The sequence below is a fragment of the Corynebacterium aurimucosum genome (genome assembly GCF_030408555.1).
GTDB lineage: Bacteria > Actinomycetota > Actinomycetes > Mycobacteriales > Mycobacteriaceae > Corynebacterium > Corynebacterium aurimucosum.
Genome location: NZ_CP047048.1, coordinates 1,084,387 through 1,107,479 on the forward strand (window position 1 = coordinate 1,084,387; position 23,093 = coordinate 1,107,479).

The following is a 23,093-nucleotide window of genomic DNA, read 5'->3' on the forward strand; positions in this document are numbered from 1 at the left end:
GCTCTGACGTTGCGTGGTCTTGTCGGCGCTCGAAGGCATCTGCATCGACCTCCGCCTCAATCTCCTTTCGCGCTCACCGGCAGCGCCCGCGGTGGTTGTTTGAGAACCCCGGTGAGCGCGAAGGGTAGGGGGCGCATTAAAAAGAGGACCGAGACAACTCGGTCCTCCTCCTATATGCCGTCTCGCAGTCGATGCGATTAGGAGCGCTTGGTACCCTTGCGGCTCCACGATTGCTCAATGACAGCTTCGCCATCGGTGCTGACCTCGATGGCGGAGCAACCACCATCGAAGTAGACACGGGAGCTCATGGCCACCAAACCGCCGTCGACGAAGACCTCAACGCTGGCACCATCCTGAATGACGGTGAGGGTATCCGAATCCCCCTCAGCCAGCGGCGCTACCGCAGGAGCGGAGTCCTTGAAGTAGTTATCGAAGGCCTTGGACATGGAGCGGTCCAGACTGATTTCTTCACCAGTATGGCGAATGACCGCAGCGGTATCGCCAGAGCCGTCCTTCAGCGTCACGGTCACGCTCGAACCCGTAGGTACTTCGAGGACGCCCGTCCAAGACTGTGCGTAATCCGAAAGCTTTACAGCATCCGGCAGCCCCTCCGCCGGGGTTTGGAACAGCACGCCGTCCTGCAGCGTCACCGCGCGCGGCAGGGACAAGCTATTAGCCCAGCCCTCAGCCTCCCACGTGGGGTGCTTGGTGGCATCATCGCCGCGGCCGTTGCCGTTGAGCAGACCGAGGATGACTGCGCGGTCGTAGCGGCAATCCTGCGGAATTGTTCCGGTCGTGGTGTTGGTGTTGCGCGGGCGGGAGAAGTCATGGCCAAAGTCCACGCGCTGGAAGCCCTTCGCCACGGTGAACACAGTGCCATCAAGGCGGCCCACGATATATCCGGAGACATCGCGGCCCTCGCGTTCCAAGGTCACGAAGAGAACGTCGTAAATTTCCCTATCCACCTCGTCGCGCAGGCGTACCAGACGCGGTGAAACCACCGGCGGGATGGGAGAGGTGGCCGGAACTTCGCCCTCCTTAAAGCCAGGATCACCATCGAAGCTCAAGGGCCCGAGAAGCGTCCAGGATTCGCCATTGGGGCTGTCCAGGATCACCGGTACTGGTGCATCGGAATGCCCGGTTAGCGCCAGCATAAGCCAGCCATCGTGTCCCTCTTCGCGGTCTTCCTTGGCCCAGTCCGGGACCACGGAGGGCGAGCGGAAGCGGTCATAATTGGTATGGGCGCCTACGGCTTCCCCGAAGCGGACAACGTCTGGGTCGAGCGCCGAAGGGTCATCTGACACGATGCATTCATCGGCGTAGTCGGTGTAGCGCGCCAAGCGCACGCTAGTGCCGACCGAGGTCACCGAAGTGAAATACAGGTTGAGAGCGTCCTTTCCTTCCGCCACGGATCCTGCACGCAGCGATAGCTCGCCGCCGACGGTGGCGAGGACGTCGTCGCACTCCAGCCACTCGAAGGCCGTTTCCTCAGAGGTGGAATGGCCCCAGCGCGCAGGCTGGCCGGCATCAGGACGGTACTGGTGGAACAAGTGCCAGGTATGACCGTCCCGAACGATTCCTGCGGGGGCGTCGAGGATCCCGCTATCGGGAACGAAGTGAAGTTCTGGGCGATGGTGCGTTTCTTTATGCGTCACGGCAGTCCTTCCTACATTAACGAGCGGTAAATGTCCACGGTCTGCTGCGCGATGGTAGCCCACGAGAAGTCCTCGATGGCGCGCTGGCGGCCGGCGGAACCGAATCGTAATGCCAGCTCTTTATCGGCGGCGACACGGTTCACAGCGGCAGCCAGATCAGCTTCAAAGGTGGCTTCGTCATTTGCGTCATAGTTGACCAGAACGCCGGTTTCGCCGTCCACGACGACCTCAGGGATGCCACCCACATTGGAGGCCACAACCGCGGTGCCACAGGCCATTGCCTCAAGGTTGACAATCCCCAGCGGCTCATAAATAGAGGGGCACACGAAAACCTCCGCACCGGAGTAGACCTGCTTGATCTCCTCGCGCGAGAGCATGTCCTTGACCCAGTACACGCCGTCACGTTGCGCGCGCAGTTCCTCCACGAGGGCTTCGGTCTCTGCCGCAATCTCCGGTGTGTCCGGCGCGCCAGCACACAGCACAAGCTGAATGTCTGCATCAAAGCTCTGGGCAGCCTTGAGCAGGTGCTTGACGCCTTTCTGCCGAGTAATCCGGCCCACGAAGGCAACGATGGGACGCTGCTTGTCGACGCCCAGCTCATCCAGCACCGTGGATTCACCCGGCTGCCAGACCTGAGTATCAATGCCGTTAAGGACTACATGGACCTTGTCGGCGTCGATGCGGGGGTAGGCATCCAAGATGGAATCTTTCATCCCGGCCGACACGGCGATGACGGCATCGGCATATTCCATAGCGTTCTTCTCGGACCACGAGGAGATCTCATAGCCACCACCGAGTTGCTCGCGCTTCCATGGGCGGTGCGGTTCGAGCGAGTGCGCGGTGACCACGTGGGGGATGCCGTATAGGCGGCCGGCAAGGTGGCCACCTAGACCGGTGTACCAGGTATGGGAGTGAGCCACATCGATATCAGAAGCGGCATTGGCCATACGCAGACCCGTGGAAAGCGTCTGCACGGCGGCATTGGCCTCCTTCAACGCAGGATCAATGCCATGTACAAAGACGTCCTTCTCATCGCGTTCAGAACCCATGCAGTGCACAGAGACATCAATAATCTCACGCATGAAGCGCGTGAGCTCTGCAACGTGGACGCCCGCTCCGCCATAAATCTCTGGCGGATACTCCTTAGAAAATATTCCGGCTCTCATACTCGCCAGAATACGGATTATCCACAGCTCGCGCTAAACCTTGATGGACAGGTCGGTGCGGTGGTTCGTCGGAAAGCAGCGGGCGAGGTGTGAGGTGGACAATGGGGGGTAGAAACAAACGCACTTCTTCTGCGCGATCCAGAAAACGTCTATAAATTGGGTGGTGTGAGAAGCCTTCCTAATGTCCTTGCTATTGTCCTTGCCGGCGGCGAGGGAAAGCGCCTCTTTCCGCTGACGGAAGACCGCGCTAAGCCCGCCGTTCCTTTCGGTGGTTCCTATCGCCTGATCGACTTCGTGCTGTCGAACCTTGTCAACGCCGGATTCCTCAAAATTGCTGTGCTGACCCAGTACAAGTCCCACTCTCTGGACCGCCACATCTCCCAAGCGTGGAACCTGTCTGGTCCGACTCCGCAGTACATCGCTTCCGTGCCCGCTCAGCAGCGCCGCGGTAAGCGCTGGTACAACGGTTCGGCCGATGCGATCCTGCAGTCGCTGAACCTCATCTATGACGAGAAGCCGGATTATGTCATCGTCTTCGGTGCTGACCACGTCTACCGCATGGACCCAGCGCAGATGGTGGAGGAGCACATCGCGACTGGCCTGGACTGCTCGGTGGCGGGCATCCGCGTCCCGCGTTCTGAGGCTTCTGCCTTTGGCTGCATTCAGGCGGATGGGATGGGTACGATTACGGAGTTCGTCGAGAAGCCTGCCAATCCTCCGGCGACCCCGGACGACCCGAACATGACCTACGCCTCCATGGGCAACTATGTCTTTACCACGCAGGCGCTTATCGACGCTTTGCTGGAAGACGAAAAGGATGAGGACTCCGCACATGACATGGGCGGCAACATCATTCCTTATTTTGTGGAGCGTGGGCAGGCGCATGTTTATGACTTCATGGCCAATGAGGTGCCCGGTGCCACGGAGCGTGACCATGGCTATTGGCGTGATGTTGGCACCATCGACTCCTTCTATGAGGCACACATGGACATGATTTCGGTGCACCCGATTTTCAACCTGTACAACCGTTCGTGGCCCATTCACTCCACGGATGATTCCAATTTCCCGCCGGCGAAGTTCGTGCAGAACGGTATTGCGCAGTCTTCGATGGTGGCTCCGGGCTGCATCGTCTCCGGTGGTACGGTGCGCAACTCCGTGTTGGCTTCAGACGTGCACGTGGCGGATGGCGCGACGGTGGAAGGCTCCGTCATCCTGCCAGGCGTGCGCATTGGCCGGGGCGCGGTAGTTCGTCATGCCATCTTGGACAAGAACGTGGTGGTCAGCGACGGGGCCATCATTGGTGTTGACCGCGAGCGCGATGAGGAGCGATTCAAGGTGTCTGAGGGCGGCGTGGTTGTCGTGGGCAAGAACGTAAAGGTCTAAGCCGCGAGACAGCGCAGCGCCTTAAGCGGGCGTGTGGGTGGATTGAAGTCCACTCCACGTCCGCTTTTCGTGGTTTTGGTGGTGCCGACGAGTCCCGGAATGCTTCAGGAGCTGCGTAACAACGCCCTGCAACACCGCACCTTTCAGTACACTCCCTTCGCGCTCACCGAGAGCGCGCAGCCCGCCTAGAGAAGCCCCCACGGTGAGCGCGAAGGGTGGGGGAACGGAGAAGGAATAAAAAGTCGGCGCCAAAAGGACACCGGCGACACAGGGCGGGGTTTAGCTCGGAGACGTATCAGTGGCTAAACCAACGGTGCCCTAGATGACGAAAATCTCCGTGCCGATCGAAAAACGGGCGATGGTTTTGGCAGATCGGGCAGTTTCAGAAGGCGACTACAGCTTGGTGATGAGTGTTAGGCCCGCCCCATACGGCAGGCGAGTGACGGCAGCACCCTCGAGAGAGCGAGCGTATTCGTCGGCTTCGCGGGCGGCGGCGGTGTCGCGGTCGGTGCGGGAGGGGTCGGCGACGGTGCCGTCGAGAAGCGCATTGGCCAACACCAAGGTGCCGTGCTGATGCAGTAGAGGCCAAGCGGCCTTGAGCAGCGCGGGCATATCGAGCGCTGGGACCTCGGCGTAAATCACCTGGTAGGTGTCATTGGCTAGGCGGCCCATGATGTCGAGGGGCCGCGAGGGCAAGAAGCGCCCACGGCTAGGGGAGTAGCCGGCCTCGCGGAAAGTTCTCTTGGCGCTGGCCTGGTGCTCGGCTTCCGGGTCAATGCAGGTAAGGATTCCGTTCTCCGGCATGCCGGCGAGCAAGTAGAGGCCCACGACGGATGCTGCGGGAGTAATCGCTACCGCTTGCGGGCGGGAGGTGGTGCCGGATGAAGCCGCCGCGAGCGTGCTGAGCAGCTGGCCGGTGGCTTCATCCGGGGCCGGCAGGCCGTACTCCTCCGCATGGGCGCGGGCGCCGGCGAGCACCTCGGAGACCTCGCTGGTGGATTCGATATAGGTACGCATTGCGTCATAAGCCGTAGTAGTCACAAAGAAAACCATAGTGAAATCGCCTCAGCTGCGTGCCGAGAATCGCCCGCAACTCTCATCAGCTGTGACGCAAGAAGCGCATGTAAGAGGTGTGACGGATTCACAGGCTGCTCACAGGGCCGTGGCTGGAGTTTCGACGCGCACTATAGAAAGATATTCGCCATGACCACACAGCAGCGCGAGTTTGAGCATGCTCACCGTTCCACCGATTCCTCTGCCACTGACAGCCATGCTGTCAGCGCTGAAACTGAGGAGTTGACCGGAACCGCTGCATTCGACGCCGGCCAGGCCGAGATGCCTTCGTGGAGTGAGCTCGTGGCTGAGCACGCCGATGATGTCTATCGCTTGGCGTATCGCCTGTCTGGTAACCAGCATGATGCCGAAGACCTCACGCAGGAAACCTTCATGCGCGTCTTCCGCTCCTTGGATAAGTACCAAGCAGGAACCTTTGGGGGCTGGCTGCACCGGATTACCACCAATCTCTTTTTGGATATGGTCCGCCACCGCTCCAAGATCCGCATGGAGGCGCTGCCGGAGGATTATGAGCGTGTCCCAGGTACAGATATGACCCCGGAGCAGGCCTACTCGGTGGCCAACCTGGATCCGGCGTTGCAATCAGCCCTGGATAACCTGGCGCCGGACTTCCGTGTGGCGGTGGTTCTCTGTGATGTCGTGGGTATGAGCTACGACGAAATCGCTGAAACCCTCGGCGTGAAAATGGGTACTGTGCGTTCGCGCATCCACCGCGGCCGCTCCCAGCTGCGTGCCGCGCTGGAAAAGGAAGCCCAGACAAACGCAGACACGCGCAGCCTGCTGCGTACCCGCTAGACTGGGCAGCGTTTGAATCATAGAGGGCTAGACTCCCGCAGCTAAGCGCTAGGCCACTGCAGAAGAGCATGCACTGAGGTGAGGTGACGTTGAGGTGAATGCAGAAGGACATAGCAGCGACGGGCATTCCCTGAGCCTGTCCGGGTTCTTCACCGAGGCCCAAGCCAAAGTCCGCGATAAAGCAAAGTCCCGCGCCCAGCGGGCAGATACTATCGGCCATTTGGGGCCCGAGGCGGTCGTCGCTTTTGTCGACGGCGAAATGCCGGCCAAATATGCCCACCGCGTACGCATCCACCTCGTGCACTGCCCGGAATGCCGGGCGGAGATTCACCACCAGCGCAACGCCGCCGAGTGGGTTCGTGAATGCAGTGTGGAATCCCATGTTAAGGCCCCGGATTCCCTCATGGCGAAGCTCGCGGGTATCGCCCATCAGGGCATAGGGCCCGGGCCGGATGCGGAAGCGCCCGCGCACCAGCCACGCCAGGATTTCCTGGACAAGGTGGAAATGGTGGTGCGCGCCATCCGGCATAACCAGCGGGGCTAACAAGAGACCGAAGCCTCCCGCGCGCCCGTCGCCCAGTCACCACTAGCTAAGTAGTTAAGATAGTTTCGTGTTTTCCTCAATTGGTTGGGTAGAGATCCTCGTCATCGTGCTGCTGGGGCTGGTGATCATTGGTCCCGAGCGCCTGCCCGGCGTGATTATGGATGTCCGTGCGGCTATCTACGCGGCGCGCAAGGCCATTGCCAACGCCAAGGCGGAGCTCAACGGCGAGATGAGCGGTCTCGGGGCGGAGTTCGACGATCTCCGGGTGCCTTTGAGTCAGGCGGCGGAGTGGACGCGGATGGGCCCGCGCGGGGTTATCACCAAGGCGCTTTTCGACGGCGACGATTCCGCCTGGGATGACTTCAACCCGAAGAAGATGGCTGAGGACATCAAGAAGAGCACCAGCCCGTATGAGCACGATGCGGATATGAACAACCAACCCGCGCACACGCAGCAGGGTCCGGCGCAGCCAGCGCCGCAGCAGACCCCTGGCCGGCCGACTTTTGATTATTCGGAGGTCTACCCGGACCTGAACGCCGGAGTACAACAGCCGACGGGGGAGAAGGCGACTAAAACGACACAGCCCCCGCGCGGTGGGAATGCGCCCACCGGCGAGGGCAGCTCCTCCTGGGAGGATGTCACCTAAAGGCTATTTAGCCTTTGCGGGTTACACCCAAGCCGAGCTTCTTGCCCACGAGGGAATCGGAGCGCACCGCAATGGAATCCGTCACCTTGGTGATGGCTTGGGTAGCGGGGGAGTCGGGCGCGGAAATGACGATGGGGATTCCGGCATCGCCAGCCGCGCGCAGGCTCGGATCGAGCGGAATGCTGGCCAGCAGGGGAACCTCGTGGCCCAGCAGCACGCTGAGGCGCTCGGCCACCACGCTGCCGCCGCCGGAGCCGAAGATGTCCATGGTGGAACCATCCGGCATGACCATGGCACCCATGTTCTCAATCACGCCGGCCACGCGCTGGCGCGTTTGCTGGGAGATGGAACCGGCACGCTCGGCCACCTCGGCGGCGGCCGCCTGCGGCGTGGTCACGATGAGGAGCTCCGCATTAGGGATGAGCTGGGCTACGGACAGGGCAACGTCACCAGTACCCGGTGGCAGGTCCAGCAGGAGCACGTCCAAGTCACCCCAGAAGACATCTGCGAGGAACTGCTGAAGTGCGCGGTGGAGCATCGGCCCGCGCCAGACCACGGGCGCATTGCCCTCCACGAACTGGCCAATGGAAATGTGCTTGATGCCGTGGGAGATGGGGGGAAGCAGCATTTCGTCGTCAAGCACTGTGGGGCCCGCCGTGGAACCCAGCAGGCTGGGGACGGAGTGGCCGTAAATATCGGCGTCCACGATTCCTACCTTGAGGCCCTTCTTGACCAAGGCCGCGGCAAGGTTCACCGTGACGGAAGACTTGCCCACGCCACCCTTGCCGGAGGCCACCGCAAAGACTCGGGTAGTGGACTCCGGCTTGGCAAAGGGGATCTCCGGCTCGGCTTGGCCGCCGCGCAGCTTCTGCTTGAGTTCTTTACGCTGCTCGTCGCTCATCGGCGTCATGGAGATGCTGATGTCGCCGACACCGTCGAGCTCTGCGACGGCCGCGCGGGTATTGGACTCGATGGTGCCCTTCATCGGGCAGCCGGCGATGGTGAGATAAAGCTCGATATCCACGTCCGAACCGTTAACAGTCACGGACTTCACCATGCCGAGCTCCGTGATGGGGCGGCCGATTTCTGGGTCATCGACGCGGGTGAGCGCGTCGCGAACGGAAGATTCAGTAATAGCGCTAGTCATAACGGGCATTAGTCTAGTCACGTGCTATCGGGGAGAGCCACCCCGCCGTCTGGCCAGCGGGGCGTGTAAAATTCAGCCAGATGCTGCGGCCCAGCGCTGCGGACTTTGGACCCTGAAGAACAGCGACATGTGTGCTCGACATGTCCAGTTGAATAGAAAGAATGCGCCTGATTCTGATGCCCCGCCTTATTGCACATTCCCGCACCTTCGCCCGCATTGTTGGGGTGGCCTTGGTGGGGGTTGTGGGGGCGTCGTTAAGCGCCTGCTCTGGGTATGAACCCAAGCCGGAACCGAACCCAGTGAACTCGGCGCCGATCACCATCATGATTGATCCGACTTCCCATGAGCAGCGCGTGCTGGCGGAGATCTATCGCCAGACCCTGCGCGATGAGGGACGCGCGGCTACCGTTTCTCAGAAGCCAATGCTGGTGCGCCAGGGAGGGGAACATGTCAGCGGGGTAAGCACTAATGGCAACTTCTTCGTCGGCTGCACGGGTGAATTCTTAAGCGTCTACAACCCGGAGGAAGCCCGCGCGGTTTCCAAGGACTACGTGGCTGCCAAGGAAGAGGGCACCAAGGGGGTGGACTTTTTGGAGCGCACCCACGTCGCCCTCATGGCCTCGCTGCCGCCAGAGGTCTCCGTGGTGGAGCCAGCCGGTGCTGAAGGTTGCCCTAGCTCTAAGCCGGAGCTTCCACAGAATTACGTCGTGGTCTACCAGGATGGGCTATTCAACCGCGATGAGAAGCTGGAGATAGCCTCCTTCACCAAGTTCCTCACCACGCAGGATCTTGATGAAGTCGTGCAGGAAGTGGAAGACTCCGAGGACTTTGAGGCGGCCGTGCGTGCCTGGATGGAGGCCAACCTCATGCAGAACCTCAACGAGGAGGGGGACTCCAACTCGTCCGGCGGCTCCGACTTGGTCCACCAGGAATCCTAGAAGAGAAAAACTAGGGGGCGCAGTCCTCGGCACCAGGGGGACAACCTAGGACTGTATAAAACGGCGCTGAACGCGCCTAGCTTGGCGACGCCTCACAGCACCGCCCGCCCTCTACGTGCAGAAACCGGAGAGTATCTCACAGAGCTGGCAATTCTGGGGAATCTATAATTGCCATATAGTTAAGTGCTTATTTTTAAAAATTGCAGGTAAAATCCTTTTTTATTGCGATTTTATGTGTGGGAGGGTATTATTTTTAGGGTTCACCTGCCTTTTTCCTGTCAACTCTGTAGGGAATCTGTGAGGAACTGTCTTGAGAAGTCTCCGTGGCTTTTGGGTTTCCGCACTGTGGGGTGGAGCAGGGTACTGCATTTGAAAGGACCTAAGGAATGAATGCATCAAGGAACGGCGCCGCTCAGCGACGCTCTTCCCGTAAAGGAGTGGCAGCTCTTTCTGCTATTACACTCGCGCTCAGTGGGTTGAGCATCACCTCTTTTAACACGGTGATGCCCGAGGCCACCGCTGCGACGCTGAGCGGCGGCATCCGCGACAAGTCCGGCGCGGTGGAGACCGACGCCCAGAAGCCGTCCGACCTGCCGGCCGGTTCGTGTGTTGTTTCAGAGGCCAACACCGATAATCACAGCCAGGCTGGTTTCAGCTGGAACACCCGGGAGCCGGGTTCGGACGGTGACAAGACCTTGTGGGGCCTGAGCGTATCCTTTGATAACTCGAAGGACCGCACATTCGCCGATTGGTACTTTTCCAATGCGGGGAACCATGGCGCACTCTTGGATACCGGCGAGGTGCCTTCCATGGAGGCCGGCCAGACCTTCCTTGACGAGAGCGTCACTCACAAGGCCGACGAAAGCATTGAGATTACTGCTTCTCGCACACAACGAAACCTGAATCTCTACGCAGAGCTGACCGATGACAAAGTCAAGCAGTTCGCTTCGGCCACTGCCGACAATCCCGTGCGCTACGCCTGACAGGGTAACTACACGAAGGACCATTCTGGCAATCTCTATGCCACGCGAGGTCCCAGCTCGACATTCAACGCTGTTGTAAACCCGTGGCCGAGCGAGAACATCGAATGTAACCCGATCACGGTGTCGTGGGAGAACTGGGAGAAGCACGTCATCGTGCCCGGTGACGAAACCAAGGTCGGCACGATCAACGTTCCTCCCGTGGAGGACGAAGGCGAGGACGATTCTATGTCCCGCATGGTCGTAGAGGCCTACGACGGCAACGGCAAGTTCATCGGCACCACAGACCCGGCAGCGTCGGGCGGTACGCAGAACCTGCGTATCGACGAAACGACCGGCGACATCTACTTCACCTGGCCGGAGTACCGCGGTACTGACTTGGCGACCGACAAGAACGTCAACTTCTCCGTTCTGGCGAAGCCGCGTACCGTTGAGGAACTGCAGGCTGCTGTTGAGCACAACAGCTACGGCGCAGGTAAGGCCTTCGACAGTTCCAACTCGCTGGACCGCTACAGCAAGGCGAACGTCATCGACTCTAAGGCGTTCTCGCTGGATGACACCGAGTACCACGCCCCGAAGTACGACAAGACGGACTTGTCGATCATCTCCGGTGTCGATAGTGCTACCGGCCCGATCGCGACCGAGCCGCAGAAGGTCACCTTCACCCAGACCCCTGACCTGATCAAGGAATTGGCGAAGGAGAAGGGGGAGAACGGCTACGAGGCCAAGGTCACCCTGGACGAGAAGTACGTCTACGAGGGCTGGACCGTCGAGATGGACGAGGACTACAACGTCACCGTCACCGCTCCGGAGAACCCACGTCCGGGCACCTTCGCACGCCCGAAGATCACCGTCGAGTACTCCAACGGCTCCACCGATGAGCTCGAGTTGCTCGTCGTGGTCGACCCGAACAACACCCAGGTCACCGACCTGGTGCGCCCTGGTCTGTCCAAGGGCAAGCTGAATGAGGACATCACCGCTCAGGTGGGAACCAAGTCCATCATGAAGGGCCACAAGCCGGTCCACCCGGCCAAGTTCGAAATCGACGAGTCCACTGTCCCGGATGGCTGGACCGTCACCGTCGATGACACCGGCAAGGTCACCGCGAAGGCGGACGACTCTGTTGCACCGGGGACCATCATCACCCCGAAGGTGAAGGCGACCTACCCGGACCAGACCACGGACGAGATCGAGACCCAGTTCCAGGCGATCGTCGACATCAAGATCCCGAACTACGACACGGTCACCAATAAGCCGACTGCCAAGGTCTCCCTCAAGCCTGAGATTCCGGAGCGCGGCCTGAGCGGCAACACGACCGACGAGGCACCGAAGCGCTACACCTTCACGGACGGCAAGACGGAATATACCCACACGGATGACAGTGGCACGTGGACCGTCAAGATTGACGAGAACACTGGTGAAATCACCACGACCATTCCACGGACCGCGCCCGAGGGCTACATCCTGAACGTTCCGGTTCTTGCCCACTACGACAACGCTGACAAGCCGCAAGAGGTCAAGGGCACCGTCGTTGTTCTGAAGAGCGACATTGCGCCGACTTACGACGTCAAGGTCACCGGCCCAAACCAGGCCGTTAACCACCAGGTTCAGGACGCTCCGAAGGGCTCGAAGTTCTCCTTCGGTAAGGACGAGAACGGCGAGCCTATCACCGAGCAGGAGGTCGACGACTGGAAGTACAAGGTCAATCCGACAACCGGCGAAGTCACCTCCACGCCGCCGGCAGATGCGAAGCCGGGTGACCAGAACACCGTCAATGTGACGGTTGAGGCTCCGGACGGTGCTTCCCCGAAGGTGCCTGTTACCACCGTGGTAAAGCTGACCAACAACTGGGAAGCTGAGCCGTCCTACCCGGTAGAAACGGTGTACCCGGGCGATACCGCTACGCTGCCGGTCGCTCTCGACAAGCCGGAGCACGTCAACGTCGCGAAGGAAAACCCATACAAGTTGGGTGATGTTCCTACCGGCTGGAAGGTCAGCATTGACGACAATGGCCAGGTCACCGCAACCGCACCCGCGGATGCGAAGCCAGGTGACCAGGTCAAGATTCCGGTTTCTGTGACCTACGAGGACGGCTCTACCGATACCGCTTACGCTGTCGTAAACGTTGTCGACGTTCCAACCCGTGAGGTTCCGTTCAAGGTCGAGTACAAGTACGACGACACCGTCCCGGCGGGTACCTACACGGTTGAAACCGAGGGCGTGCCTGGCTCGGAGAAGCAGAACAAGGACGGTAGCTGGGAGCGCACCAAGGCTCCCGTCAACGAAGTTGTCGTTGTCGGCACCAAGCCTGCCGAGAGCGCTAAGGACGTGACCTGGACGGTCCCGATTCCTTTCCCGACTGAGGTTCGCGAGAACCCAGAACTGAAGCCTGGTGAGACCCGTGTTGTTCAGGAAGGCGAGAACGGTGAGAAGACTTACACTGCTAAGTTCACCGCTAAGGGCGACAAGGCTGAGGTAGATGAGGAGAAGACCACCAAGGAACCGGTCAAGCGCATCATCGAATACGGTCCGGGACTCGCTCCGAGCGAGCTGGTAACCAAGACCGAGAAACCGGTCCCGTTCGTAACCGAGGTGGTCTTCGATGACACCTTGGAAGAGGGGCAACAGGTTGTTGACCAGTCGGGTGAGCTTGGCACTGATGTTGTCACATCGACGCAGAAGCTTGTCGACGGCAAACCCTCCGGCGACCCGACCGTGACTACTGAACGCACCAAGGAACCGGTCAAGCAGATTATCCGCGTCGGAACCAAGACCACCGGTGAGAACACTGAGACTTACAAGGCCGAGGCTCCGTACAAGGTCGTTGTTAAGTACGACCCGAACATGCCTGCTGGTGAGTCCAAGGTGACCACGCCGGGTGTCCCGGGTGAGAAGACGGTGACGATCAAGCGCGACATCGTCAACTCCAAGCCGGGTGATCCGCAGATCACCGAGGAGATTACCAAGCAGCCTGTTGATGAGGTCATTACCGTCGGAACGAAGCCGTCTGAGGCGTCCGAGAAGGTCACCTGGACTGCTCAGGTTCCGTTCGACGTTGAGACCCGTCCGAACTCGGAGTTGAAGCCGGGTGAGATCAAGGTTGTCCAGAAGGGCGTGCCCGGCGAGAAGACCTACAGCGCGGACTTTACTGCCAAGGGTGACCAGGCAACTGTGACCCCTGAAGAGAAGCAGACCAAGGATCCGGTCAACGAGATCATCGAGTACGGTCCGGCGGCTGAGGACACCTCTGTGGTGACCAAGGTTGAGAAGCCTGTTCCATTCGAGACTGAGATCGACTTCGACGACACCCTAGAGGAGGGAAAGCAGGTCGTCGATCAGCAGGGTGAGCTTGGTACCGAAGTTGTAACTTCGACTCAGAAGATCAAGGACGGCAAGCCGGACGGCGATCCGACCGTGACCACTGAGCAGACGAAGGCGCCGAAGAACGCCAAGATTCGCGTGGGTACCAAGACCACCGGTGAAATCAAGAAGTCGGTTGAGTCTGAGGTTCCATTCGGCGTAAAGGTCGAGTTTGACCCGAACCTGCCTGCTGGCACCTCCGAGGTTGTCACTGAGGGTAAGCCGGGTAGGAAGACCATCACTGTGACTCAGAAGGTCACCAACTCCCAGCCGGATGGCGAAGCCACGGTCGAGGAGAAGGTCACCGAGGAGCCGGTGGACCAGGTGATTAAGGTCGGCACCAAGCCGTCAGAGGCGTCCGAGAAGGTCACGTGGACTGCCGAGGTTCCGTTTGCGGTTGAGACTCGCCCGAACCCGGATTTGAAGCCGGGTGAGATCAAGGTTGTCCAGAAGGGCGTGCCCGGCGAGAAGACCTACACCGCTGACTTTACTGCTAAGGGCGCCCAAGCAACGGTTACCCCGGAGGAGAGGCAGACCAAGGATCCAGTCAAGGAGATCATCGAGTATGGTCCGGCGGCCGAGGACACCACTGTGGTGACCAAGGTGGAGAAGCCTGTTCCGTTCGAAACCGAGATCATCTTCGACGACTCCCTTGAAAAAGGTCAGCAGAAGGTTGATCAGCAGGGCGAGACTGGTACTGAGGTCGTAACCTCTACCCAGAAGATCGTCGACGGCAAGCCTTCGGGTGACCCGACGGTGACGACTGAGCGCACTAAGGAGCCGACCAAGCAGATCATTCGCGTGGGCACCAAGACTGAGGGCTCTGACACCTCCGAGTACGAGGTTGATGTGCCGTTCGAGACCGAGTTCATCTTCGATGACACGATGGAAGCCGGTACCCAGGAAACTGTCCAAGAGGGCAAGCTGGGTAAGGACAAGGTCATCACGACCAAGTCCATTGAGAATTCGAAGGTCACGGATTCGGAGACCAACATTGAGCGGGTCACCGATCCAGTTAAGAAGATCGTAAAGGTCGGCACGAAGGGCAAGCCTGCCTCCACGGTCGTCGAATGGACCGAGCACACCCCGTTTGAGGTTGAGGTGCGCGTTAACCCTGCGCTGCAGCCAGGTGAGAGCAAGGTCGTCCAGCAGGGCAAGCAGGGCGAAATTAAGCACACCGTCACTGTCAATGCTGAGGATGGTGAAGCGACCAAGGACGAATCCACTGAGAAGATCAGCGATCCGACCACGCACATCATCGAGGTTGGTCCTGCGACGCACCACGAGACTGAGCTGACGGATAAGCACAAGGAGAACACTCCTTACGACACCATCATTGAGTACGACCCGAACATGGAGGTTGGCAAGGTCGTCGAAGAACAGGCTGGTGAATTCGGTGAGAAGGAAGTAACCAAGACCTGGAAGCTCAAGGACGGCGTGCCGGAAGGTGATCCGGAGACTTCCGAGGAAGTTATCAAGGACCCGCAACCGCGCAAGCTGCGCGTGGGTACCAAGTGCAAGTGTGAGGTGCCGTCCGAGGAACCGTCTGAGGAACCATCCGAGGAACCATCGGAGGAACCGTCCGAAGAGCCGTCTGAAGAACCGTCCGAGGAACCATCGGAGGAACCGTCCGAGGAACCATCGGAGGAACCATCGGAGGAACCGTCCGAAGAGCCGTCTGAAGAACCGTCCGAGGAACCGTCCGAAGAACCGTCCGAAGAACCGTCCGAAGAACCGTCCGAAGAACCGTCCGAGGAACCGTCCGAGGAACCGGATAAGCCCGGCACCTCGAGCATCCCGAACCTCAGTAGCCTGTGGCCGCTTATCCCGCTGGTGATTATCCCGCCGGCATTGGCCCACTTCTTTAAAACTCCGCACCTTCCGGAGCTGCCGACGAAGCCGGCCAAGCCAGTGGAGCCGCTGAAGCCTGAGGAGGCGAAGACGCCAGAGGCACCGATCGAGGAAGCTCAGCCGACGTCCGAGCAGACCCCGAGCGCTCAGCCGAGCCAGGCTAGCCAGCCTGGAACGACATCGAGCACTCCGGCCTCTTCCAAGAGCACCTCGTCTGGCAAGCTTGCCAACACCGGTGCTAACGTCCTGGGCCTCATTGGTGTGGCACTGGCACTCATCGCTGGTGCAGCTCTGATTCTGCGTCCTAGCCGCCGCAAGGATTCCTAAGTCCTAGGTGTCCTCAGGGCCCGCCGGCCCCAAGGCAGTGGTTGAATAGACCACGAGCAAACGCCCGAGCATTAGCTCGGGCGTTTCTTTTTGCTCACTCGCACTGCGTCAGCCGAAAAGCGATTTCGAAACTCGATGTCATATCGAGTTGGGTCTGGCTGTTTTCGTCGTAAAGCACCATTCCATCCGGCGTGAGCAAGATTGGGAGCTCGTTGTCTTGCCCAACAAGTTCCTTAGTACTGCCGCGAGCTCTGACACGTTCGTCGTCAGCGAGCGAGTCATCGTGATCGACCGCGATGGAGCACGCGTGGACCGCTGAGGGGTTTCTCTATAGCTTTAGCTCCTTGTGCAATGTTGCCCGGTCTTTCGTCGGGTGTTCGAGAAGGGCTTCTTATGCGCGTCTCCCTTCGCGCTCACCGGGAGCGCCCGTGGCTGCTGATTGAGGTCGCCGGTGAGCGCGAAGGGCAGGTGAGTGAGCGCGAAGGGAGGGAGAGGGAAGGCATAGGCGCGCAGTGAGGCTGTTGTACTTGGCGCGGACCCGCCGATTCCACTAGCAAGAAAGACCCCGGCCACCACACTCGCTGTGAGTTCGTGGTGGCCGGGGCCTGAGGTAGCGCTGTGCTTTGTGCCAGCGCCTGGGGCTTAAGCGCCTTTAGATGTCGAAGGCTTCCTCCAGCAGGTTCTTCTGCTCAATCTGGTGGACCTTCGCGTTGCCGGTGGCAGTCGAGGACTGCGAGCGGCGGGAGACGCGGACCAACTCCGGCATATCCGGGATGAGCTCACGCAGGTGCTCGTTGTAGAACGGCCACGGGCCCTGGTTGGCCGGCTCGTCCTGTACGAAGCGAATCTGCGTTGCGTTCGGGTAAGCCTCGAAAGCCTCACGCAGGCGATTGAACGGAATCGGGTGGAGCATCTCCACGCGCACGATGGCGATGTCATCGCGGCCATCGGCTTCCTTCTTCTTGGCCAGCTCCCAGTAGAGCTTGCCGGAAACCAGCATGATGGTCTTGACCTTGTCAGTATCGCCGACCTTCTTGCCGTTGATGTCTACGAAGTTCGGGTCGTTGATAACGGACTGGAACTTCTTGACCTCAGTAAAGTCCTCCACGGAGGAGGTTGCGGCCTTGTTGCGCAGCATGGACTTCGGGGTGAAGACCACCAGCGGGCGCTTCATCTCACCAAGAGCCTGGCGGCGCAGCAGGTGGAAGTGGTTAGCCGGGGTGGAAGGCTGAGCCACGGTCATGGAGCCCTCAGCGCACAGCTGCAGGAAGCGCTCGATGCGTGCGGAGGAGTGGTCCGGGCCCTGGCCCTCGTAGCCGTGCGGCAGCAGCAGGATCAAGCTGGAGAGCTGGCCCCACTTGGCCTCACCGGAGGAGACATACTCATCGATGATGGTCTGCGCACCGTTGGCGAAGTCACCGAACTGTGCCTCCCAGGCCACCACGGCATCCGGGTTACCCACGGTGTAGCCGTACTCATAGCCCATGCCGGCGTATTCGGTCAGGGCCGAGTTGTAGACCATGAACTTACCGCCATTGCCCTTGGACGAAGCCAGCTGAGCAATCGGGTTGTGCTCCTCACCCGTGCGCGGGTCGAAGGCCACCGCGTGGCGCTGGGTGAAGGTACCGCGGCGAGAATCCTCACCGGCCAGGCGCACGACCTTGCCGGAGTTAGCCAGGGAACCGAAGGCGATGAGCTCGCCCCAGCCCCAGTCGATGCCGCCCTCGCGCGAGGACTTCTGGCGCTCCTTGGCCACCTTGGCCACGCGCTTGTGGTACTCGAAGCCCTCCGTCGGGTTGCCGTAGGCATCACCAATCTCGGCGATCTCCTCAGCGGTAATGGAAGTGTCCAGACCGCGGGTCAGCTCCTGGGAGGAGGTGATACCAGTCTGCTCCTTCGGGCCAGCCTCTTGTGCCTTCTTGTGGTCAGCGAAGACGGACTCCATCTGGTCGTGGAAGTCACGTGCAGCTGCCTCTGCCTCTTCATCGGAGAGGTCACCGCGGCCGATGAGCTCTTCGGTGTAGCGCTCACGGACGGACTTGTGGTCATCGATGATGTCGTAGAGACGTGGCTGGGTCATGGACGGGTCATCGGCCTCATTGTGGCCGCGCAGGCGGTAGCAAACGAGGTCAATGAAGACGTCCTTGCCAAAGCGGCGGCGGTACTCGGTGGCCAGCTTGCCCACCCAGACAACAGCCTCTGGGTTGTCGCCATTGACGTGGAAGACCGGGCAATCGAAGCCCTTGGCCAGGTCGGTGGCGTAGTGCGTGGAGCGACCGGAATCCGGGGTGGTGGTGAAACCAACCTGGTTGTTAACCACCACGTGGACGGTACCGCCGGTGGTGTAGCCGCGCAGCTGGGAAAGATTGATGGTCTCCTGGACCACGCCCAGGCCGGTGAAGGATGCATCGCCGTGGAGCATGATCGGCACAACAGTGTGGCCCTCAGCACCCTTGTCCAGGATGTCCTGCTTGGCGCGTGCGATACCTTCCATGACCGGGTCGACGGCCTCGAGGTGAGACGGGTTAGCAGCCAGGGTGACCTTGATTTCCCCGTCACCGAACATCTGCAGGTGCTCGCCCTCTGCGCCCAGGTGGTACTTCACGTCACCGGAGCCGCCCATCTGGCCGCCCTTGTAGTTGCCGTCGAACTCACCGAAGATATCTGCCAGTGGCTTGCCCACGATGTTGAAGAGGACGTTGAGGCGGCCACGATGCGGCATGCCGATAACAACTTCGTCGAGGTCCTGGCCTGCTGCGGTGTCCACGATGGAATCCAGCAGGGCAATGAGGGACTCAGCGCCCTCCAAGGAGAAGCGCTTCTGGCCTACGTACTTGGTCTGCAGGAAGTTCTCAAAAGCCTCAGCGGCGTTGACCTTCTGCAGGATGTACTTCTGCTCAGAGTTAGTCGGCTTCGGCATGCCGGCCTCAATCTGCTCCTGCAGCCAGCCGCGCTCATCGCGGTCGAGGATGTGGGCGTACTCGGAGCCAACCTTGAGGGTGTAGGCGGAGCGCAGGCGGGTAACCACCTCGCGCAGCGTCATGGTCTCCTTGCCGCCGAAACCGCCAACGTTGAAGGTGCGGTCCAGATCCCAGATGGTCAGGCCGTGGGTAGCCAGGTCGAGGTCGCGGTGATCCGGCCAGGGCAGGCCCGGCTGCTTCCAACCCAGCGGGTTGATGTCCGCGAGAAGGTGGCCACGGGAGCGGTAGGCCTCGATGTACTGCATGACGCGGGTGTTCTTGTCGACGCCCGTGTTCGGCACGTCGGCTGCCCAGCGGAAGGGCTGGTAGGGAACACCCATGGACTCGAAGAGCTCGTCCCAGAAGGCATCATCCAGGATGAGCTGGCCCACGGTGCGCAGGAATTCACCGGACTCCGCGCCCTGAATAACGCGGTGGTCATAGGTGGAGGTCAGGGTAACTAGGCGGCCGACGCCGAGGTCTGCCAAGCGGTCGGCGGAGGTGCCGGCAAACTCTGCCGGGTAATCCATGGATCCCACACCGATGATGGAGCCGGAGCCCTTGGTCAGGCGGGCGATGGAGTGGCGGGTACCGATGCCACCCGGGTTGGTCAGGTTGATGGTGACGCCGGAGAAATCATCCATCGTCAGCTTGTTCTTGCGGGAGCGGTCAACGATGTCCTGGTAGGCATCGATGAACTCGGAGAAGGTCTTGTTCTCGGCCTCCTTGATGGCGGCGACGACGAGGGCGCGGGAGCCATCCTTCTGTGGAAGGTCAATAGCCAGGCCCAGGTTGATGTGCTCCGGCTGAACCACGGTGGGCTTGCCGTCCTGGATTTCGTAGCGGACGTTCATATCCGGGTGGATCTGAACGGCCTTCACCAGCGCGTAGCCCAGGATGTGGGTGAAGGAGATCTTGCCGCCGCGGGTGCGCTTGAGGTGATCGTTGATCATCGCGCGGTTTTCCCACATGAGCTTGACCGGGATGTCACGCACGGTCGTAGCGGTGGGGATCTCCAGGGACTCGTCCATGTTCTTGGCAATTGCCTTGAACATGCCCTTGAGTACGCGGGAGCCCGGCTCCGGTGCCTCCTTGATGCGGTCCAGCGGGGACTCGGACTTCTTCTCCGTCTTCTTCGCGTTCTTCTTGGATGCGGCGGAAGTCTTGGAATCGCTCGGTGCCTTAACGCCTGGAACAGCGGAAGACTTCTCCTCAGCCTGGGTCTTCTTCGGCGCGGCCTGTGCCGCGTCCTTCTTCTTGGTGGGGGTGCTGGATTGAGCGTTCGCAGCCTTGGACTGTGCGGCCGACTTCGGTGCTCCGTTGGCCTCAAAGTACTCGCGCCACTCCTTGTCTACGGAGTTCGGGTCCTTGGAGTACTGCTGAAACTGTTCGTCAATCAGCCACGCATTCGGGCCATAGATGCTCGAGTTGCTCACGGCAGATGCTCGCCTCTTTCTGTGCTTCTAAGTTTGTCTTTATTCGACTCTAGTAGGCCAATCCACGGGTGCGAAAGGCACCCCGAAAAGTGTCTCTCCTTATGATACGGCCCTTGTAAGTTTGCTCACTAACCTGAGCGGGTTTCGCCCCTTTTATTCCCCCTGCAGGGGGGAGAGTTGGGTGCCCGCATGGCTGATTACTTGGCGGCCCAATTTACGGTTGGCGGTTGTTCCCAGCACCGCGCCTACACCCATCGGCAGCAGTTTGGATACCCATGCCCACTTGAGCTTCTTGGTGGCCTGCTTCATGAAGAGCTTGGTCAGGCGGCCGTTGAGACCGCTGAGGGTAGGGCCGGAAAAACGCGAGAGGGTAGCAGCGGAGGTGACGCCCGACAGCGAGGTTGCATCACCCACAAAGGTATCAACCAACGCGCTGCCTTGGGAGCCGGTGAGCACCACCAAGACCAGCGCGCGGCGGCGCTCCTTATCCCGGATGTTGTCACCGCGCAGGTGCGCGGAGGCGAGAATGTACCAGGCGGCGGCTTCAAGGAAGACCAGGGATTCCGCGCCGATAGTGGCTGCGCCGGTGACTAGGCCGATGCCAGGGATAGCCGCGGAGGCGCCCGCGGCAGCACCGGTACCGGTGATGATGTTCATGAAATGCTTGTCGATGAGCTCTTGCAGCTCCGCAGGGCTGGCGTCGGGGTTGCGCTTCTTTAGGCCCTCGACATAGTTGATGATGACGGAGGACTGGACGGAGACGACTTTGTCGATGGCCGCCAGGAATCCCTTGGTGATGCGGTTGGCCTCATCCACCTCCAAGGTTCCCACAGCCTCTGCGGAGCCGGCCTGATCGACCGATGCATCCCGGCGACTAATGTCCTTGCCCTTTTTCTCCTTGTTAAAGACCTTGTCCAACATTGTCTCACCTAACTTTTTAACTAAATCTGATTGTGAATCTGAACTGTATGTTTACCACCGTATCGAAAAAGCTTTATCCAGCGCGCTAGCAGGGTGGCGCACTAGGGTATGAGGCATGAGCGAGTTTGAGCCTTTCCCTCCGCGTGAGGTCAGCGCGGCTGCGGCGCGCTTGCTTGCAGATTCCCTCCACGCCCGTGCCCTCGCCGCACAGGAGGCGGCACGCACCGCGCTTGCCGACGATCTCACGGTGCTCACCACCGGCGGCTGGGTACGAGGTTGCATCGAGGAAGAGTTACGCACGGACCGCCCGCTCAGCGCTCCTGTCCGCTCGTGGCGCGGTATCCCTTTTGGCGCAGATACCTCGGGCGCCAACCGTTTCATGGAGCCGCGGCCTGCCCCGGCGTGGGAAGGAATCCGGGATTGCCGTGAGTTCGGGCACGTGGCCCCGCAGCCGGTGTACTCCTGGACCGACCGCATCGAGGGTGCAGAAGATTGCCTGACCCTTGATGTCGTCCGGCCGCACCACACGGGTTCACCCGATACACCGTCGGGTTCTAAGGCAGGGGAGAAGTTGCCCGTCGTGGTGTATCTGCATGGCGGCAGTTTCATCGTCGGTTCCTCCCACATGCTGATGTTGCGCGGCTTCGAGTTCGCGGCCCAGATGGGAGTGGTCTATGTTTCGGTCAACTTTCGTTTAGGGGCTTTGGGTTACCTTGATGTTCGCAGCTTGGGCGGGGAGGCGTGCGCCAACCCGGCCGTGGCAGATCAGGTCTTAGCGCTGGAGTGGGTGCGCGAGAATATCGCGGCCTTCGGCGGGGACCCGGACAACGTCACGCTCATGGGCGAATCCGCTGGCGGCGCAGCGGTCCTGACTCTCATGGCGGTGCCGCGCGCAGAAGGGCTCTTCCACCGCGCGATTGCGCAGTCACCGCCGATAGGCATGATTCATTCGCGGGCGCAGTCGGTGTTTTGGGCCCGCGAGCTGGTTCACAAGATGGCCTTGCCACGCGATACCACCGCCGATGATCTGCGCCGGGAGGACTTCGCGGACCTGGTGCGCTCCGGTCAGTCCATGATGTGGCGCGCGGGCGAGTTGCTGTACCTGAACTCCTGCTATGCGCCGACTGTCGACGGCGACCTCATCCCGCAACATCCCATCGAGGCCTTTGAGGACGGCAACCAGCACCCAGTGCCGCTGCTGGTGGGAACCAACTCCGGTGAGGCTAGCTTTGGAAAGTTCCTCTTCCAGCGCCAGAGCGCCCGGGAGCGCGCGGCCCTGCGACTTCTGGCTTCCTTCGATCCGGAGAGCGCGCCGGATGTCATCGCGGCCTACGGCGGTGCGGTCTCACGCCGCGATTTCGGGGATTTGCTGACCGACGCCCTCTTCTGGGCCCCGACCGTCCGCGTAGCTTCCGAGCACGCACGGCGCTATCCCACGTGGATGTATCGCTTCGACTTCGCTCCGGCGGCGCTGCGCTGGTTAGGTCTGGGTGCGATGCATTCGATGGAGCTATCCAACATCTTTGGCGATCCAGGGGCGTCGAGAGTGTCCTTCCTGAACAGCATCGCTAAGCCTTCCGAAATGGAGGACGTGACCGAGACCATGCAGGCGCAGTGGGGCGAGTTCATTCGGGGCGGAGCGCCTCTAGACAACTGGCCGCAATACCGCGCGCCGCAGCGCTCGACCATGGTTTTCGATGTGGAGCCGCGCGTGGAGGAGGCGCCGATGGAGGGGCGTCGCCAAGCATGGGAGGCCTATGACATGTTGGAGTGGGGTACTGGGCGCCCGGAGATTCTGAAGGAACTGGGATTCCTGCTCGATGAGGAGAGCTATTGACGGAGATCGCAGGTAAGATGTGTGGGGCCTTGGCAGCAGCCCGGGTGAGACTCCCACATGGACGGATGTTAAT

Annotated in this window: 14 protein-coding genes; 8 read left to right on the top strand and 6 right to left on the bottom strand. The window is 60.6% G+C overall.

Features of this window, described 5'->3' with window-relative positions; genetic code table 11:
• Positions 1-197 precede the first annotated feature (197 nt).
• Entirely contained in the window at positions 198-1,655 is a 1,458-nt protein-coding gene (locus CAURIM_RS05155; RefSeq protein WP_201828403.1) for a GH32 C-terminal domain-containing protein, read from the bottom strand.
• An 11-nt stretch (positions 1,656-1,666) separates the two neighbouring features.
• Positions 1,667-2,821, bottom strand: a complete 1,155-nt coding sequence (gene glgA / locus CAURIM_RS05160; RefSeq protein WP_201828402.1) for a glycogen synthase — start codon at positions 2,819-2,821, stop codon at positions 1,667-1,669.
• 165 nt (positions 2,822-2,986) lie between these two features.
• Between glgA and glgC the strand changes: the two genes are divergently transcribed.
• Entirely contained in the window at positions 2,987-4,204 is a 1,218-nt protein-coding gene (gene glgC, locus CAURIM_RS05165) for a glucose-1-phosphate adenylyltransferase (protein ID WP_070443154.1), read from the top strand.
• Positions 4,205-4,597: 393 nt separating this feature from the next.
• On the opposite strand, the gene CAURIM_RS05170 is transcribed toward glgC, so the two are convergent.
• On the bottom strand, positions 4,598-5,245 hold the full coding sequence (locus tag CAURIM_RS05170; protein ID WP_070443206.1) for an O-methyltransferase: 648 nt from the start codon (positions 5,243-5,245) through the stop codon (positions 4,598-4,600).
• A 162-nt stretch (positions 5,246-5,407) separates the two neighbouring features.
• On the opposite strand from CAURIM_RS05170, the gene sigE reads away from it, so the two are divergent.
• From sigE to CAURIM_RS05185, 3 genes are all read left to right on the top strand, one after another.
• Positions 5,408-6,073: an RNA polymerase sigma factor SigE gene (gene sigE / locus CAURIM_RS05175; protein ID WP_201828400.1), complete on the top strand. Its 666-nt coding sequence runs from the start codon at positions 5,408-5,410 to the stop codon at positions 6,071-6,073.
• A 94-nt stretch (positions 6,074-6,167) separates the two neighbouring features.
• The gene (locus CAURIM_RS05180) at positions 6,168-6,617 is read left to right on the top strand and encodes an anti-sigma factor family protein (protein ID WP_083276391.1); all 450 of its coding nucleotides are present in this window, start codon (positions 6,168-6,170) and stop codon (positions 6,615-6,617) included.
• A 67-nt stretch (positions 6,618-6,684) separates the two neighbouring features.
• Entirely contained in the window at positions 6,685-7,263 is a 579-nt protein-coding gene (locus CAURIM_RS05185) for a twin-arginine translocase TatA/TatE family subunit (protein WP_070718753.1), read from the top strand.
• Positions 7,264-7,270: 7 nt separating this feature from the next.
• On the opposite strand, the gene CAURIM_RS05190 is transcribed toward CAURIM_RS05185, so the two are convergent.
• Positions 7,271-8,410, bottom strand: coding sequence for an Mrp/NBP35 family ATP-binding protein (locus CAURIM_RS05190; RefSeq protein ID WP_201828399.1), 1,140 nt, complete (start codon positions 8,408-8,410; stop codon positions 7,271-7,273).
• Between the two features lie 161 nt (positions 8,411-8,571).
• Here CAURIM_RS05190 and CAURIM_RS05195 point away from each other — a divergent pair, with 161 nt between their 5' ends.
• From CAURIM_RS05195 to CAURIM_RS05205, 3 genes are all read left to right on the top strand, one after another.
• The gene (locus CAURIM_RS05195) at positions 8,572-9,348 is read left to right on the top strand and encodes a hypothetical protein (protein ID WP_201828398.1); all 777 of its coding nucleotides are present in this window, start codon (positions 8,572-8,574) and stop codon (positions 9,346-9,348) included.
• Positions 9,349-9,734: 386 nt separating this feature from the next.
• Positions 9,735-10,331 carry an adhesin domain containing protein gene (locus CAURIM_RS05200; protein WP_201828397.1) on the top strand — a complete coding sequence of 199 codons (597 nt, stop codon included), beginning with the start codon at positions 9,735-9,737 and terminating at the stop codon, positions 10,329-10,331.
• A gap of 120 nt (positions 10,332-10,451) precedes the next feature.
• Positions 10,452-15,866 carry a G5 domain-containing protein gene (locus CAURIM_RS05205; RefSeq protein WP_236659286.1) on the top strand — a complete coding sequence of 1,805 codons (5,415 nt, stop codon included), beginning with the start codon at positions 10,452-10,454 and terminating at the stop codon, positions 15,864-15,866.
• Positions 15,867-16,518: 652 nt separating this feature from the next.
• On the opposite strand, the gene CAURIM_RS05210 is transcribed toward CAURIM_RS05205, so the two are convergent.
• Both CAURIM_RS05210 and CAURIM_RS05215 read right to left on the bottom strand, forming a co-directional pair.
• Positions 16,519-20,262, bottom strand: coding sequence for a multifunctional oxoglutarate decarboxylase/oxoglutarate dehydrogenase thiamine pyrophosphate-binding subunit/dihydrolipoyllysine-residue succinyltransferase subunit (locus tag CAURIM_RS05210; RefSeq protein WP_201828396.1), 3,744 nt, complete (start codon positions 20,260-20,262; stop codon positions 16,519-16,521).
• A gap of 153 nt (positions 20,263-20,415) precedes the next feature.
• Positions 20,416-21,183 (bottom strand): hypothetical protein, encoded by a 768-nt coding sequence (locus CAURIM_RS05215; protein ID WP_201828395.1) that lies wholly within the window; start codon positions 21,181-21,183, stop codon positions 20,416-20,418.
• A gap of 115 nt (positions 21,184-21,298) precedes the next feature.
• Between CAURIM_RS05215 and CAURIM_RS05220 the strand changes: the two genes are divergently transcribed.
• Entirely contained in the window at positions 21,299-23,020 is a 1,722-nt protein-coding gene (locus CAURIM_RS05220; protein ID WP_201828394.1) for a carboxylesterase/lipase family protein, read from the top strand.
• The last annotated feature ends 73 nt before the right edge of the window (positions 23,021-23,093 follow it).